Here is a 13,210-nt window from a genome sequence, read left to right on the forward strand (position 1 = left end):
TTCTTTATAAAGTTATTTTTGTTTTCAGGCGATTTTCTGTTCCAGCGCTGTTTTCGCCTCTCCAGCGGCCATTCCAATAAGTTCGCCGAATGCCAGCATGTCATGGGCAGCGCGCATTTCATACAGGTTTGTTGCGCCAGAAATCAGGAGCATGGGCACCTTATATCTTCTGCAGAGCATCACATTCTGGCGCATTCTGCCCAACAGAATGCCCCGCGCCGCGCCCTGCGCCGTGAGAATCGTATTGAAATTAAACGCAATCATTTTTTCTTTGTCGTGCGCGAGTGCTGCAAGCACATGGTTGAAGCCGGATTTTCGCTGGTGCGTGCCATCGCGTTCACCATGCACTTCAAGATTGTAAAAAATGTGTATCGGGCTCTTTTCAATGGCGTGGCGCGTTTTTTCCGGCACGCCTGCGCTGTTCATAATCAGATCTCTACGTAGGTTTTTTCCGACGACATAAACTGTTTCGTACCCCAGTTTTTTGCCGAGTGCCTCAAACGGTGCGGTTTGGTGTTCTTTGTCCGGAATCACGATGTCAATCATGGGGTTAGTACAATCAGTTGTTCGTAGGGTGCGGTGGTCTCTATTTGTTTGGTATTTTCTGCCTTTTCCTTGTCTTTGTTATCTATTTTATTGTCCACTTTTTCTATCTTCTGGAGCAGTGAGCAGGCATTGCACAACTCATTGTTTGTTGGCTCGCTGCAGGCGATGCATTCGCGCAGTGTTTTTTCCTGCGCGCCGTAGTGCGCCTTGAGCCGGGGAAGGATGCCCATAAACGCCTTCATGATGTTTTCTTTTGCTTGTTCGGCGTTTGGCACAATGCTGAATATATTGCGGATTTCCCGTCGGTAGGAATCGCTGCTGCACGGGCACATGCCGTACTTGACTGGCAGCTCCATCATTTTTGCGTAGCGCACCACGTCTACTTCGCGGGTGAAGTAGAACGGCTTGACGCGCTGGACAAATCTCACATCATCTCCGAGGCCACTCTTGGGCCCGAGGCGTGCCGCACATTCGACATTGCTGCGCAGCAGGTTCATCATGATAACTTGGGATTCATCGTCAAGGTTGTGGCCCGTTGCGATACAATCCGGGCCGAGCTCTTTTGCTTTTTTGTTGATCAAATACCTACGCAGCACGCCGCAGACGTGGCAGCTCTTGTAGTCATATCCATTTGCGTGCAGCCGGTCGCGGATGTGGCACAACGCCATGCCGAATTCGTTTCTGAAATCAATTTCGTGGAGCGCGATGTTTATTTTCTGGCAGAATTGCCGGAGATTTTTGAGGTTTTCTTCGGTGTAGCAGCCAATTCTCGCATCAACCGTTACCGCCTCTATAGTATAGCCAAGGTTTTTGAGCACGTGCAACAAGGCGGTTGAGTCCTTGCCGCCGCTTGCCGCAACCAAGACCTTGCTTTTTTTGGTGAACAGGTGGTGGTCGCTGATTGTTTTTTCAACCTGTTCCTGAAACTGTGCAATAAACGCAGCATCGTACGGCTCGGGAGGCGCTGTTTTTGGCAGTACCGTACAGCAGGCCTGCCCCTCTGTTTCAGAAACACTGCCACCAGTACGAGCGCTGTTGCCACTATCTGCGCCACTATCTATAGTCTCTATCTCTATATGAAATTCAGTCTCCATGGGGCTTTATAAGCTCGCTTTGGGTTTTTAAGCTTTTTGGTAGGTAAGTACCACAAATTTTAAATAGGGAAGCTTTCTCGTGGAGTAGTACTTGGGGGATATGAGCAATGAGTAGTAAAAACGGAATTTTTCACCGAGCGGGCATACTTTTTCCCCGTTCATTACTAAGCTACCAATCCTGCCGATCATATGCTTCATTCTTTATTGCACTCCTCCTTATCGGCGTCACGATTCTTGCCGCGCTCGGCCTTCCTGCCAGCGCGCTGCGTGAAGATTTTCTCGCGCTTTCCCAGCAAAAAACTCTGCCAGTGTGCGGCTGCAGCATTCGCACCAACACGGTCACCGTAAAAAACACCGGCGACATCACCAGCGTCTATGAACTTTCGCAAGCCGGCGACGCCGCGTCATGGAGCACGCTCACTGAAACCCGATTTAGCCTCAAGCCCGGGCAGGTACAAGATGTTGCGCAATTTGTTCGTGCACCATGCAGCGCTGAAGGCGCCAGCAAAAATACCATTACCATCTCTACACTCTTCCAAACATCAAAAAAAATTGAGCAGGACTTTACCGTGCCGGTCTGCAACAACATTGTTGTTGTGCCAGTCAGAAACAGCGCCGTATCATGCCCTGCCCAGCCGACACAGTTTTCATTCATGCTCGCTAATCCACTTTCCTATCCTGAAGTGTACGACGTGAGCGTTGCGCCCACCACGGTCTCGCTCACCAATGGTGATGCCGTATTGGCCAGCAAGGCAATAAGCATCAGCGAGCACAGCATCCTGCTTGCGCCGCAGCAGAAAAAGAAAATTCTTCTCTTCCTCCAGCTGCCATCAACCGTCTACGGCGATGCCGCATTCGCACTCACCGTCAGCACGCGCAACAGCGGGCTGCAAACCACGATTCCATTCCGCGCGGTGATTAACCAATGCTATGATTTCCAGCTTTCCCTTCCTGCATCAATCAAATTTTGCACTGAATTTGAAAACCGCTTGCCACTCCAACTTGCGAACACCGCAAACATTCGAAATGAATACCAGCTCACCGCCGGCATCATGACACCCGAGGGCGCGTCACAGGAAGAATATGATCTCGGTGCCTATGCGCTTCCGGGAAAAGTCCGCCAGCAAGTTTCAACCGACCTGCTCGTTGAGTCAGAGCCCGGCGATTATGTGCTTGGTGTTGAAGCAACGCCAACACTGGGCGATCTTGCAAAATATGCAGAATCACCTCTTGAAATCACATACTGTGATGACAACGGAAAATCGCTCACTCCAGAAGAATACGATGCATTACAAACGGTGCTGGAACAGCCAGAGCCGCAGCCGGCTGATGAAACTGAAGCCGGAACAACCGAACCTACTGACACTACTGACGGAACAACCGAAGAAAATCCCGTTTCAACCGCATTTGTTGCATTCCCGATTATTCTCGTCGTCATTGTGCTCCTTTTGGGAATCATTGCCGCGCGTAAGCGCAAAAAATTATTCCTGCCTGCAACCGTGCCGACGTACGCTCACCTGATTCGCGCTCACGCGCCTACAAAAAAACGAAAAGCCCTTATCATCAGCGTCCTTGCAATTGTCTTTGTACTGCTCCTGCTCATCGGCCTGTTGCTCGTCAATTCACTTTCCCCACCTGCTGAAAGTGATGAGTCAGGCAACTTCACTGAAGAATTGCCTGTTGAAGAAATAGAAGAGCCAGCGCCAGCAGAACAACCAGAAGAGCAGCTGAATGTCTCCACTATCTCTGAAGATGAAACTGGAGAACAGCCAGCCACGTCACCACTTATATCTATTTTATTCATCCTCCTCATTGCCTTTATCGGACTCCTCCTTGTGGTGCTCGCCTACAAAATCAAGAAGCGGCGCGCACGCCTTGCAATCTATAATCTGGGCTCAAGCAAAGGCGTTTCCGACAAGCCCTTTGTGCTTCGTACTAACATTCTTGATGTCAAGGACAAAGCAGAAAAGGCGCTTCGCACGCCGCGAAAAATGAAACTGCTCAAATGGCTCGGCGCCCTGTTCCTTGTTGCACTTCTGGTTCTCGGCGGCATCGGCCTTGCAACGATGCTGAAATCATCGCACCAAAACAGCATTGTATCTATTGATGACTCCTTTGCAGAGCGCGCAGCGGCACTCGGCGTTACCTTCTCTGGCGCAACCATTCGGATTCCTGCAGGAGGAAAAGAAGTAACCATTCCACTCGTTTTCAGAAACATCGATGACGGCACGCCGCGCACCGTCAACATGGACTTTGGCATTGACTGGCTCAAGCCAAGCTCAACCAGTGTATTGCTCAAGCCAGGCCGCGAAAAAACCGCAGACCTCACCATCCAAAGCACAGCACCCACGGGCAGCTACACCATACTCTTCGAAGTGACCAACGATAAAGGCGAGCTGTTTGCTGCCGATGAATTAAACCTTGATATCGTCGGTAAAAACGCATGGCTCCCCGCAGCCATCGGTATCATCGTTGGAGTCCTTATCATTATTGTCTTACTCGTTATCAGAAAACTAAAAAAGAAAAAGCCAACCACACAAATCATTGGCGACGAAACCTCAATGATTGAAACTGTTGCCCACCACAAGCTGCGTGAAGCAGCAGAGCGGGAAGCTGCCGCAGAATCAGTGCGCCGTGCCGCGCTCAAAGAAGAAAAGCGCGCTGCACGCCGGAAAAAAATAAAGAAAACCGGAATCTCTGTTGGCGTTCTCCTGCTTGTCGCACTCCTCACGCTTGGTGTTTTCACGCTCTCACGTAATTACATGATCACCTTCAATCCATCGTCTGCTGCGCCCGTTGAAATCAGTGCTGAAGAGCCGGTTGAGTACACGCTGAATGTGACCGGTCTCACCAGCGTTCCCATCAAAATCCTCAACAAGAACAAAAATATCGTTTACAATATTACCGCTGAAAGCAGTGAAGACTGGATTACTTTTGACCTGCGCAGTGTAGTAGTTGAGCCGCAAGACAGTGAGACAATCACCATGCTCCTTGCGCCCCATGGCGGCGTGAAAGACGGCACCTACAAGCTGAACCTGAAAATTGAAGAGCAAACTGCACGGGCAGACCGCGAATTGTTCAACAATACTATCCTCGTCAAGCTCACCAAGCGCGGCTTTATCGGCCGATTGCTTGCCTACTGGCTCTACCTTGTCTTTGGCATCGTTATCCTGTTTGGCATACTATTCCTCATCACCTCCGAAGTGCGCAAGCGCCACAAGGCACTGCTTCAGCAGCTCGCGGTTGAGGTCAAGCAAAAAATCAACGTCGCTACACCGAAACAAACTACCAAACAAATCGCCTCAAAACAAAAAAAATCAAAATACGCACTGCCGCCTACACGGCTGAAGCTGAAGGAATAAGCATATACTCATCATCTCAACATAATCCCCGAAACTATATGCAAAAAAATTAAATATCCCTTATACTTTCCATCACGTGATTCCCATGAAAACAAACCTCGGAAAAATAATCCTCAGCATTGTCATGTTCCTTGCTTCTCTTACTGCGGTTTCCGCATGGCATGATTCTTATATATACGATGGTCACGGCAGTTATTATTATCAATACGGTTACGACTCGTACCGGCCGCACACGAACACCGCATATAGCAGCATGGGCTATTATTATCCGACCAATGATCTTGGCGATTACTGGAGTTATCCTCAATATTCGTACGGCTATGGATATTCCGGCTATTCAGCGTCATACAACATCAACTACAACCGGCCGTACTACATGAATGACGGCGCCATGCGGTACTACGAAGGGGCGTATCCCCGCACTAATTATCCTGCGGGCGGCTATTGGCCGAACTATGCGCAGACGAGATATGAACGGTATTACTAATTACTCATACACGACCACTACTTTTATAAACCACCGCTTACCCTTCTTTTTTCTCTGCTTTCGCGGGCGTGCCGGAGCGGTCAAACGGGCTGGCTTCAGGAGCCAGTAGCTTAGTGCTTACGCAGGTTCGAGTCCTGCCGCCCGCATATCTTTTTTATTCTCTCGTTTCTTTCCAAAAAGTATATAAACGAAGCAGCACTTTTTGCTGTTGGACAGGCTATGCCGGGAGGCTAGCTCTCTCCTGTTACCGAAAATGAGCTTTGTCGGGGCAGAAGCTGGCAAGCGGTGCCGCATGGCTGCACTGGTCCTGTTGGTGCCTATGAATTTCTGTCCTGCAGGACGGGTCCGTCGGGGAACCGTGTCAGGTCGGGAACGAAGCAGCACTCACCTTTCGAATCAGTGCTTGCGGGGAAGCGGAAAGGAGAAGCCCACAGGGACGCTGGTGCAGTTGTTCCGCATCCATTGCTGGTGTGCCTGTCCATTTTTTTATTAGTATTATCAATCTCATTATTTTTTTGTGAAACTATGGCAACGATTGACGACTTTCAAAAGCTTGACATCCGCGTCGGAAAAATTGTGCAGGTTGATGATTTTCCCGAAGCAAAGAAACCAGCGTACAAACTAAAAATCGATCTGGGAAAAGACATCGGGATTAAAGCATCCTGCGCCCAGCTGGTCGCGAATTATTCTAAAGAAGAACTGATGGGAAAACTCGTGCTGTGTGTGATGAATTTTCCCCCACGAAAAATCGGGCCAGCAGTATCAGACGTGCTGACGCTTGGCGTGCCGGATGAAAACGGAAATTGTATTCTGGTGGTGCCTGACAAAACAGTGCAGATTGGTGGACGGTTGTATTAACATTCTCTTCACAAAATTTATATTCATCCTTTAGTTTTATCTTTGTATGAAACTCCTCTTCATCTGCAACCAAAACAAGCACCGAAGTAAAACAGCCGAGAAGTTGTTTAAAGGCACATTTGAAACAAAATCAGCAGGTCTCTACAATGAAAAGCCGGTGACTGCGCAGCAGCTGCGCTGGGCTGATGTCGTCGTCGTCATGGAAGACGCGCAACGAACCGAACTATCGAAACGCTTTCCACAAGAATATCTCAAGAAACGTATTGTTTCTCTTGATATTCCGGACGTTTATTCGTATAATCAGCCACGCCTCATTGCACTCCTTCAATCCCACTTACGACAGGTTTTGTAGCCATTCTTCAAGCTGTTTTTTTGCTTCATCTTTGTTTCTGAACATTTTTGTTTCAGCAACATGGAGTGCAGGAAGGCGCCGTGTCACCTTAAATAAGGCGCCACCATTTTTGAGCTCTTTGATTGAAATTTCCCATGCAAACATCTTCATCCCCTCGAAATTATTGCACTCAAAAATAAAGCCGTCGGGGCTGGGATTTTCACCCAAGGAGTTAAAGCCTCCAAGAGATTTTGAACCCAGAGGTCCTTGCGGACAAGAGAGTCTGAGTCTCTTCCCTTACCTGATTAGGGTTACCGCGGCATGATGAACAAAAAGTTTATATATCTCTGTTCCATTTTACGTATCGGTCTGAGTCTCTTCCCTTCCTTTAGGGTTTTTTTTCTTTTATCTTCTCTCCCGATTATCATACGTATATTTCTGCACCAGCGTCCCCAGTTCATTGGACAAATACGCAGTATCTTTATCATTGTTCCAGATCGGCTTGCCCGGGCTTCGCCAGTATGCGTCATGCGCTGAATCAGCTCCTGCGCCGGACCGAAGGCACACGATTTTTTCTATGTCGAGTGTGCGCGAAGGAAAGGTGTACCGATTTCCATCATCGTCGCGGACACTCCATCCGGTGATATCTATTTCCCTGTTGCAGCCGTTTTCAAGAACCACAAATTCATCATTCAGGTTCTGGTTGTCTCTGCCGTGTGCATCGTACTGCACGCGGGCAACATAGACACAGGTGTTGACTACTGGCTGTTGCACGCCGCACCCGCTGACCGCGAGTGTGGCAGCGAGAAGCCCTTTTCCAATACTGTTTTTGATATGCGCAGCGAGGCCCGAGACTGTTTGTTGTGTCATCTCGACACCTCCGTTTTCAAAAAGAGAAGATGCACGCCTTAATAAGCGCTCCGGCGAAAAATTCGGACGATTTCCGGCAGCACCGGAAGGTTTCCGGATACGGCGGAATATTTCCGAAAACCGCGAACAAATCCGGAAAGTATTCGGCTGTGCCGGAACGGGATTTTTTTATCGACGACAGAATTTTTATGCCGCGCGGCGCAAACTCTGCATAAACTCTCGTGTTGCCTTGTTGACGGTATCGCGATGTTCCGGCGGGCTAAACACAACGAAGAAATAGCGTGCTTCCGGCTTGCACAGTTCCGCGTACACATCCTGCGCGCGGCGGTCATAAAACGGCGCGGTGCCGTCAAGCAGGTCAATAAGCGGGGTTACGTTGGTCACTCCCCCTCCCTGTTTTGCATACACCAACAAATCCATCTTCTTTCGGTACTCATCGTTGGTTCGGGTTTTGACTGGGAACATGACCAGTACTTCATGGTTGGGAACACCGCTTCGTGCGGCTATTTCGTCACGAATCACGTCTTCAGGAAATGGCACGTTCTGTGCTTGTTGTGCTGCTGCATAATTCTGCAATACAGTAAAATTGATCGTTTCCTCATCGTCATTCGTTCCTGTTAACATAGTTCGCATTCGATGGGACTGCAGAGTATACGCCATGGCGTACTTGAAGGGCCTTCCAAATGAGACATCCAGTGCGAGTTGCGCGCTTATCGGATCATATTGTGTCAACAGCTCCAGCAGTTTGCTGTCAGTCAGTAGGTGAATCTCAATATCATTTTCGCGAAAGTAGCGCATACTTCGCTTCACTGCCTCGCACAGCATTGCTTCGAACTTCAATGTTGTTTTGTGCTTGTAGACATTATAATGCATGTACTTCCGCGCCGCTACCCATCGCGCGAGCGTGTCCAAGGCGCTGTCGGCAAGTGCCAAGCGCCGCTCGCCATTCTGTTCAACCACGCGCAGGTCAGTCAACATTCGGTCTGGTTCGACATAGCCGCCGTCAACATTTGCTGCCCTGCTGTCGCGCGGAAGATAGTCCGCCTTATCAATATCCCATAACGAGCCGTCGATAAGATTTTTGAGGAAGCGATTTTGCGGTGACAGTTCTTGTCCAGCGACTTTGGGCGACAAGGCAGCAGCAACCAGTACGGGATCGACACCATATTTTGTGAGAATTTCAGGAATTTTTTCCAGTTGTTCATATCGCTGTAATACTTTTTTGACGATCGGGCCATCTCCCAACAAATGCGGCCGCTGGGAAAAATAATCAACAAACGTCAACTGCCCAAGAACCATTTTTGCTGATATATCTTCATGCGGCTCTCCGCCTGTGCCAAGAATCACGCGTTCGAGTCCGTGTGAAAAAGGCCCGTGGCCGATATCATGCGTTATAGCAATTGCCTGGAGTACGCCGAGAAAAGATTCAGGAAGATTCGATCCGTTGCGCTCGAGGGCGCGAAATGTTTCAGTTGCGACTCGGCTGATACCGATGAGGTGCGCTTTGCGAGCGTAGGACAATGATGGAAACGTCTTGTACCCCAGCCCCGTCTGCTTGACGTGCTCCATTCTTTGAACTTCCGGTGTGTCAAGCAGCTCAATAACCAATTGATCATACTCAAAAGCACTTTTAACTCCGTCATTAATTTCTTTTGTCCCCACACATCAAAGAAATAGAAGGAGCTATAAAAAGATTTATTGTCTATATCCTATTTACTATCCAACCATAATCGCGACCTTGCCAGGCATTGCTTGTTTTGCCTTGGGCTCTTTTGATTCTTCTGCTGTCACAATCGTGACCGGGCATCCGTGCGCTTTTTCAAAGACTTCTTTATTCTCAACCAACAGCTGATATTCTGTTTTCTGGTCGAGCACCACTCGCGGCAATTTTGACGGGTCCAGCACCAGTTTCGGCGTGAGCTTGGCAACCTCCTGCCCCTGTTTTTTCATCGCGTCAATCGCAAGAATTTTTTTCATCACGTCACCCGGATTTCGCGTGAGCTCGAGGAAGTCTTTGACCAATGCAACATATTCATACTTCCATTCCTGCGACACAAAAATAGTTATGCTCTGCGGCTTTTTTCCGATCAGTTTCACCACTGTGCCAATATCGCTCAACGTGTCGTGAATCAGCTCTTCGCCTGCTTCTGCTTTCTCATCTATTTTTTTGGCGTCAAACGCTGGCCACGGCGCTTGTGAAATAAATCCTTTGTTGCCGAGTTTTTCCCACATCTCTTCTGCGATGTGCGGCGTGATTGGTGCCAGCAGCTGGGCGATGGCGATGACGGCATCATCATACGCCTCTTTATTGATTTCACCTTCTTTGTAGTGGTACGCTGCATTGACTAATTCCATAATCGTGCCGATGGCAAGGCTGAACTGGAATTTTTCAAACAGTTCTGTCACGCGTTGAATTGTTTTGTGCATTTTTGAAATCAAGTGCTTCTCTTTGTTTTTCAGCGCGGTGTGTTTTCCTTCAACATTCTCTTCAACCAATCCATACACGCGCTTCAAAAAGTGGAACGCGCTTTCTGCGCCAGCGTCGCTCCAGTCCAGCTCTTTTTCCGGCAGGGCAGCAAAGAGAATAAAGAGGCGCACGGTGTCCGTGCCGAATTTTTGGATGATAGCGTCTGGCTCGACGATATTTCCGATTGATTTTGACATCTTTGCCCCGTCTTTAATCACCATGCCTTGGCAGAGGAGATTCGTAAACGGTTCATTCAGTTTTGTTAATCCGCAATCGCGCATTGCCTTGGTAAAGAATCGTGCGTACAGCAAGTGCAAAATCGCGTGCTCAATGCCGCCGATGTACTGGTCAACCGGCATCCACTGCTCGTGGCTCTGGCCAAATGGTGCCTTTGTATTTTTTGAATCGCAATATCTAAACAAGTACCAACTGCTGTCAAAAAAAGTATCCATCGTGTCAGTTTCGCGGCGTGCAGGTGCTTTGCATTTTGGGCAGGGTACGTTGACAAACTCTTTCGCCGACGCAAGCGGATTTCCCTCGCCGGAAAACAGCACTTTTTTCGGCAGTTCAACAGGAAGCTTGTCGAGGGGCACTGGTACAGCGCCGCATTTTTCGCAATGGATAATCGGAATAGGCGTTCCCCAATAACGCTGTCGCGAAATAAGCCAGTCGCGTAATTTGTACTGGAATGTTTCCTTGCCGAGGCGTTTTTTCTGGAGGTGCGCGGTGATAGTATCAATAGCCTCACGGTTTTGTATGCCATCAAATTCTCCCGAATTGACGAGCATACCATCTTCAACATAGGCGCATGCCATCTTGTCAGGATTTAATTCGTACGCGCCAGGGCTGATAACTACTTTCAGCGGAATGTTGTATTTTTTTGCAAATTCAAAATCACGCTGGTCATGCGCTGGAACAGCCATCACGCAGCCGGTGCCATAGTCCATCAGCACAAAATTGGCAATATAGATTGGCGTTTCTTCATTCGTGAGCGGGTTGACTGCATAGCGGCCGATAAACATGCCTTCTTTTTCCTTGTCGTCTGCAGCGCGCGTGAATTTTTCTTTTATAACAACGCGGTCAATAAATTTCCGCACTTTTTCTTCATAGTCCGTGCCTTTAACCAGCTCCATGACCGTTGGATGTTCCGGCGCAAAGACCATAAATGTAACACCAAACAGCGTGTCTGGCCGCGTGGTAAAAATCGGGAGTGTTTCAGAAACCCCTTTCGGCGGATTTTTGAGTTTGAACTGCACGAGCGTCCCTTTACTTTTGCCAATCCAGTTCTGCTGCATGACCTTGACGCGCTCCGGCCAGTTGCCCAGCATGGCAAGGTCATCAAGAAGCTCGTCGGCATATTTTGTAATGTTCAGGAACCACTGCTCCAGCTCTTTTATCTGCACGGCGCTGTTGCAGCGCCAGCAATTTCCATCGACAACCTGCTCATTTGCCAGTACGGTTGCGCATTTTGGGCACCAGTTTTGCGGCGACTTTTTTCTCGTAACAAGACCCTTCTCCATAAACTTCAGAAATATATATTGGTTCCATCTGTAATAATCTGGCCGGCATGTGACCACTTCACGCTCCCAATCATAGCTCAATCCCAGTCGGCGCATCTGCTTTTCCATACTCGTAATGCACTGTTCGGTCCATTCACTGGGGTGCACATGATGTTGGATGGCTGCATTTTCCGCGGGCAATCCAAACGCGTCAAAGCCCATGGGGTACAGGACGTTAAATCCATTCATTCGTTTGAACCGCGCAACCGCGTCGCCAATCGAATAGTTGCGCACATGGCCCATATGCAATTTTCCAGAAGGATATGGGAACATTTCAAGGCAGTAGAATTTTTTCTTTTTCGGCTCTTCGCTGGTCTTGAAAATCTGCGCTTTTTCCCAGCGTTGCTGCCATTTGGCGTCGAAGTCGTTGAAGATGCCCATACACGTCAGAACTTGTTGATTCTATTTAAAGCTTACGGGGAGCGCTGGTGCCGATTGTCTTCCAGGATGCGCAGCGCATATTGATCTCGTATGCTCCAATACTTTTCCGGCCTTTTCAACATTTCTGTTTTCAGTTCGAGAACCGAGCGGCAGGGAGTTATGCTTGTTCGTACTTCCCACTCTTCAGAGCGGACTTCGCAGTTTTCTGCTCGCACCAACAGATATTCGCCCGCTGGTGCTTTTTCAAGCGTGCTTAGTTGTCCTGGTTTTTCTGCAAGAATCTCGCCCAGAAGATAGCCTGCTCTTCTGTTGCCGAGATACGATTCAGCTTGTTCAGGGGAGAAAAATGTTTCATAGACCAAGGCAGTTCCATAGATGTCTGGGGCATACCTAAGCACCACATGGGTGCGTTTGCTTCCTTCAGGCCTAAGCGTGTGCTTGATTTTTTCAGCCACTGCATCAAATGATTCAGCAGGGAACACGCCACCGTGATGATGATATTGTGCAATGGTGCGAAGCAAAGCGGCAGTTGGCGGATAGTCCGCGGTGCCTTCCAACTCTGCGTGTAGATTTCCTCGTGGTAAACCATCATCTCTTCCAACTCTTTCTCGGAAGCTGAATCGCGCATCAAAATCCGGCCGTGGAGTTCCCTGCTGCTCGAAGAGATTGCGAAGGAAATAGCGATCAACCCTCAACTCAAAATCGAATTCCAAGATTCCTTGTCTCGGTTGTGCAAGACAGGCATCATACACACGCCGATTTTCTGGCGTTCCATCAACCAGATGTATATCGTCAGGTGGTTCACTTCGAAAACGCATATCAACATTGAGTGCGGAATCAAACTGAAATCTTTGCTCATCTACTCGTGGCTGTTCATTTTCCCACCGTGAGGTCATAATGCGTACGTGAGATTTTGGCGGTACTCCCTCAATAAGCGGAACTTGAATAGCAGGCATTGACATCTGGGCAAGCAACGCCGTGAGTGTTGTGTGAACTGATTCGCCTGCAGAATTCTGAAACGGCCAGTGCAGTTCCCATTGAGCACCTTGATATTTTAATCCCAATCCGGCAAAAAAATCCTGGCCAAAACTGGCGCCGAATTCTCTTTTTTCATCATTGCTCGGAATGTTCATATCACCCCTTCGCTCTAGAGACCAGTCCATACCCTTCGAAAGAAGGTCATGATTAATAAACATTTCGCACAAGAGAAACATAATCTTCAATATCAATTTAAAACAAAATACATCATTAAAAA

At 48.6% G+C, this 13,210-nt stretch carries 11 protein-coding genes, 2 tRNA genes and 1 other RNA gene; 6 read left to right on the plus strand and 8 right to left on the minus strand.

Annotation, left to right across the window (positions count from 1 at the left end):
• Positions 1-24 precede the first annotated feature (24 nt).
• Positions 25-546 carry an RNase P subunit p30 family protein gene (locus Q7R76_02130; GenBank protein MDO8642370.1) on the minus strand — a complete coding sequence of 174 codons (522 nt, stop codon included), beginning with the start codon at positions 544-546 and terminating at the stop codon, positions 25-27.
• Positions 543-1,640, minus strand: a complete 1,098-nt coding sequence (locus Q7R76_02135; GenBank protein MDO8642371.1) for an ATP-binding protein — start codon at positions 1,638-1,640, stop codon at positions 543-545. The genes Q7R76_02130 and Q7R76_02135 overlap by 4 nt, the downstream gene beginning before the upstream one ends.
• 107 nt (positions 1,641-1,747) lie before the next feature.
• On the opposite strand from Q7R76_02135, the gene Q7R76_02140 reads away from it, so the two are divergent.
• The 6 genes from Q7R76_02140 to Q7R76_02165 all read left to right on the plus strand — a co-directional run bounded on the left by Q7R76_02140 (position 1,748) and on the right by Q7R76_02165 (position 6,699).
• Entirely contained in the window at positions 1,748-5,002 is a 3,255-nt protein-coding gene (locus Q7R76_02140; protein MDO8642372.1) for a hypothetical protein, read from the plus strand.
• 85 nt (positions 5,003-5,087) lie between these two features.
• Positions 5,088-5,489 (plus strand): hypothetical protein, encoded by a 402-nt coding sequence (locus Q7R76_02145; protein MDO8642373.1) that lies wholly within the window; start codon positions 5,088-5,090, stop codon positions 5,487-5,489.
• Between the two features lie 62 nt (positions 5,490-5,551).
• Positions 5,552-5,635: transfer RNA gene (locus Q7R76_02150), tRNA-Leu, on the plus strand.
• A gap of 64 nt (positions 5,636-5,699) precedes the next feature.
• Positions 5,700-5,969: signal recognition particle sRNA (gene ffs / locus Q7R76_02155), an RNA gene on the plus strand.
• Positions 5,970-6,014: 45 nt separating this feature from the next.
• Entirely contained in the window at positions 6,015-6,347 is a 333-nt protein-coding gene (locus tag Q7R76_02160) for a tRNA-binding protein (GenBank protein ID MDO8642374.1), read from the plus strand.
• Positions 6,348-6,393: 46 nt separating this feature from the next.
• Positions 6,394-6,699 (plus strand): phosphotyrosine protein phosphatase, encoded by a 306-nt coding sequence (locus Q7R76_02165; protein ID MDO8642375.1) that lies wholly within the window; start codon positions 6,394-6,396, stop codon positions 6,697-6,699.
• On the opposite strand, the gene Q7R76_02170 is transcribed toward Q7R76_02165, so the two are convergent.
• The 6 genes from Q7R76_02170 to Q7R76_02195 all read right to left on the minus strand — a co-directional run bounded on the left by Q7R76_02170 (position 6,682) and on the right by Q7R76_02195 (position 13,118).
• The gene (locus Q7R76_02170) at positions 6,682-6,843 is read right to left on the minus strand and encodes a hypothetical protein (protein MDO8642376.1); all 162 of its coding nucleotides are present in this window, start codon (positions 6,841-6,843) and stop codon (positions 6,682-6,684) included. The two genes, Q7R76_02165 and Q7R76_02170, sit on opposite strands and share 18 nt — an antisense overlap.
• Before the next feature lie 35 nt (positions 6,844-6,878).
• Positions 6,879-6,999, minus strand: a tRNA-Leu gene (locus Q7R76_02175).
• A gap of 84 nt (positions 7,000-7,083) precedes the next feature.
• Positions 7,084-7,548, minus strand: coding sequence for a lamin tail domain-containing protein (locus Q7R76_02180; protein MDO8642377.1), 465 nt, complete (start codon positions 7,546-7,548; stop codon positions 7,084-7,086).
• Between the two features lie 186 nt (positions 7,549-7,734).
• Positions 7,735-9,210: an HD domain-containing protein gene (locus Q7R76_02185; protein ID MDO8642378.1), complete on the minus strand. Its 1,476-nt coding sequence runs from the start codon at positions 9,208-9,210 to the stop codon at positions 7,735-7,737.
• Positions 9,211-9,264: 54 nt separating this feature from the next.
• A complete protein-coding gene (gene leuS / locus Q7R76_02190; protein ID MDO8642379.1) occupies positions 9,265-11,955 on the minus strand; it encodes a leucine--tRNA ligase in 2,691 nt (896 codons plus the stop codon).
• A gap of 32 nt (positions 11,956-11,987) precedes the next feature.
• Complete coding sequence (locus Q7R76_02195; GenBank protein MDO8642380.1) at positions 11,988-13,118, minus strand: hypothetical protein; 1,131 nt, start codon at positions 13,116-13,118, stop codon at positions 11,988-11,990.
• Positions 13,119-13,210 lie beyond the last annotated feature (92 nt).

The sequence above is a fragment of the Candidatus Woesearchaeota archaeon genome, from assembly GCA_030651375.1.
GTDB lineage: Archaea > Nanobdellota > Nanobdellia > Woesearchaeales > UBA12501 > JAUSFM01.

Bases quoted from the DNA above. Each gene is read 5' to 3' on its own strand.
- Q7R76_02135 (MDO8642371.1), bottom strand. From the start codon at position 1,640: ATGGAGACTGAATTTCATATAGAGATAGAGACTATAGATAGTGGCGCA.
- Q7R76_02160 (MDO8642374.1), top strand. From the start codon at position 6,015: ATGGCAACGATTGACGACTTTCAAAAGCTTGACATCCGCGTCGGAAAA.
- Q7R76_02195 (MDO8642380.1), bottom strand. From the start codon at position 13,118: ATGGACTGGTCTCTAGAGCGAAGGGGTGATATGAACATTCCGAGCAAT.
- Q7R76_02165 (MDO8642375.1), top strand. From the start codon at position 6,394: ATGAAACTCCTCTTCATCTGCAACCAAAACAAGCACCGAAGTAAAACA.
- Q7R76_02145 (MDO8642373.1), top strand. From the start codon at position 5,088: ATGAAAACAAACCTCGGAAAAATAATCCTCAGCATTGTCATGTTCCTT.
- leuS (MDO8642379.1), bottom strand. From the start codon at position 11,955: ATGGGCATCTTCAACGACTTCGACGCCAAATGGCAGCAACGCTGGGAA.
- Q7R76_02180 (MDO8642377.1), bottom strand. From the start codon at position 7,548: ATGACACAACAAACAGTCTCGGGCCTCGCTGCGCATATCAAAAACAGT.
- Q7R76_02140 (MDO8642372.1), top strand. From the start codon at position 1,748: ATGAGTAGTAAAAACGGAATTTTTCACCGAGCGGGCATACTTTTTCCC.
- Q7R76_02130 (MDO8642370.1), bottom strand. From the start codon at position 546: ATGATTGACATCGTGATTCCGGACAAAGAACACCAAACCGCACCGTTT.
- Q7R76_02170 (MDO8642376.1), bottom strand. From the start codon at position 6,843: ATGTTTGCATGGGAAATTTCAATCAAAGAGCTCAAAAATGGTGGCGCC.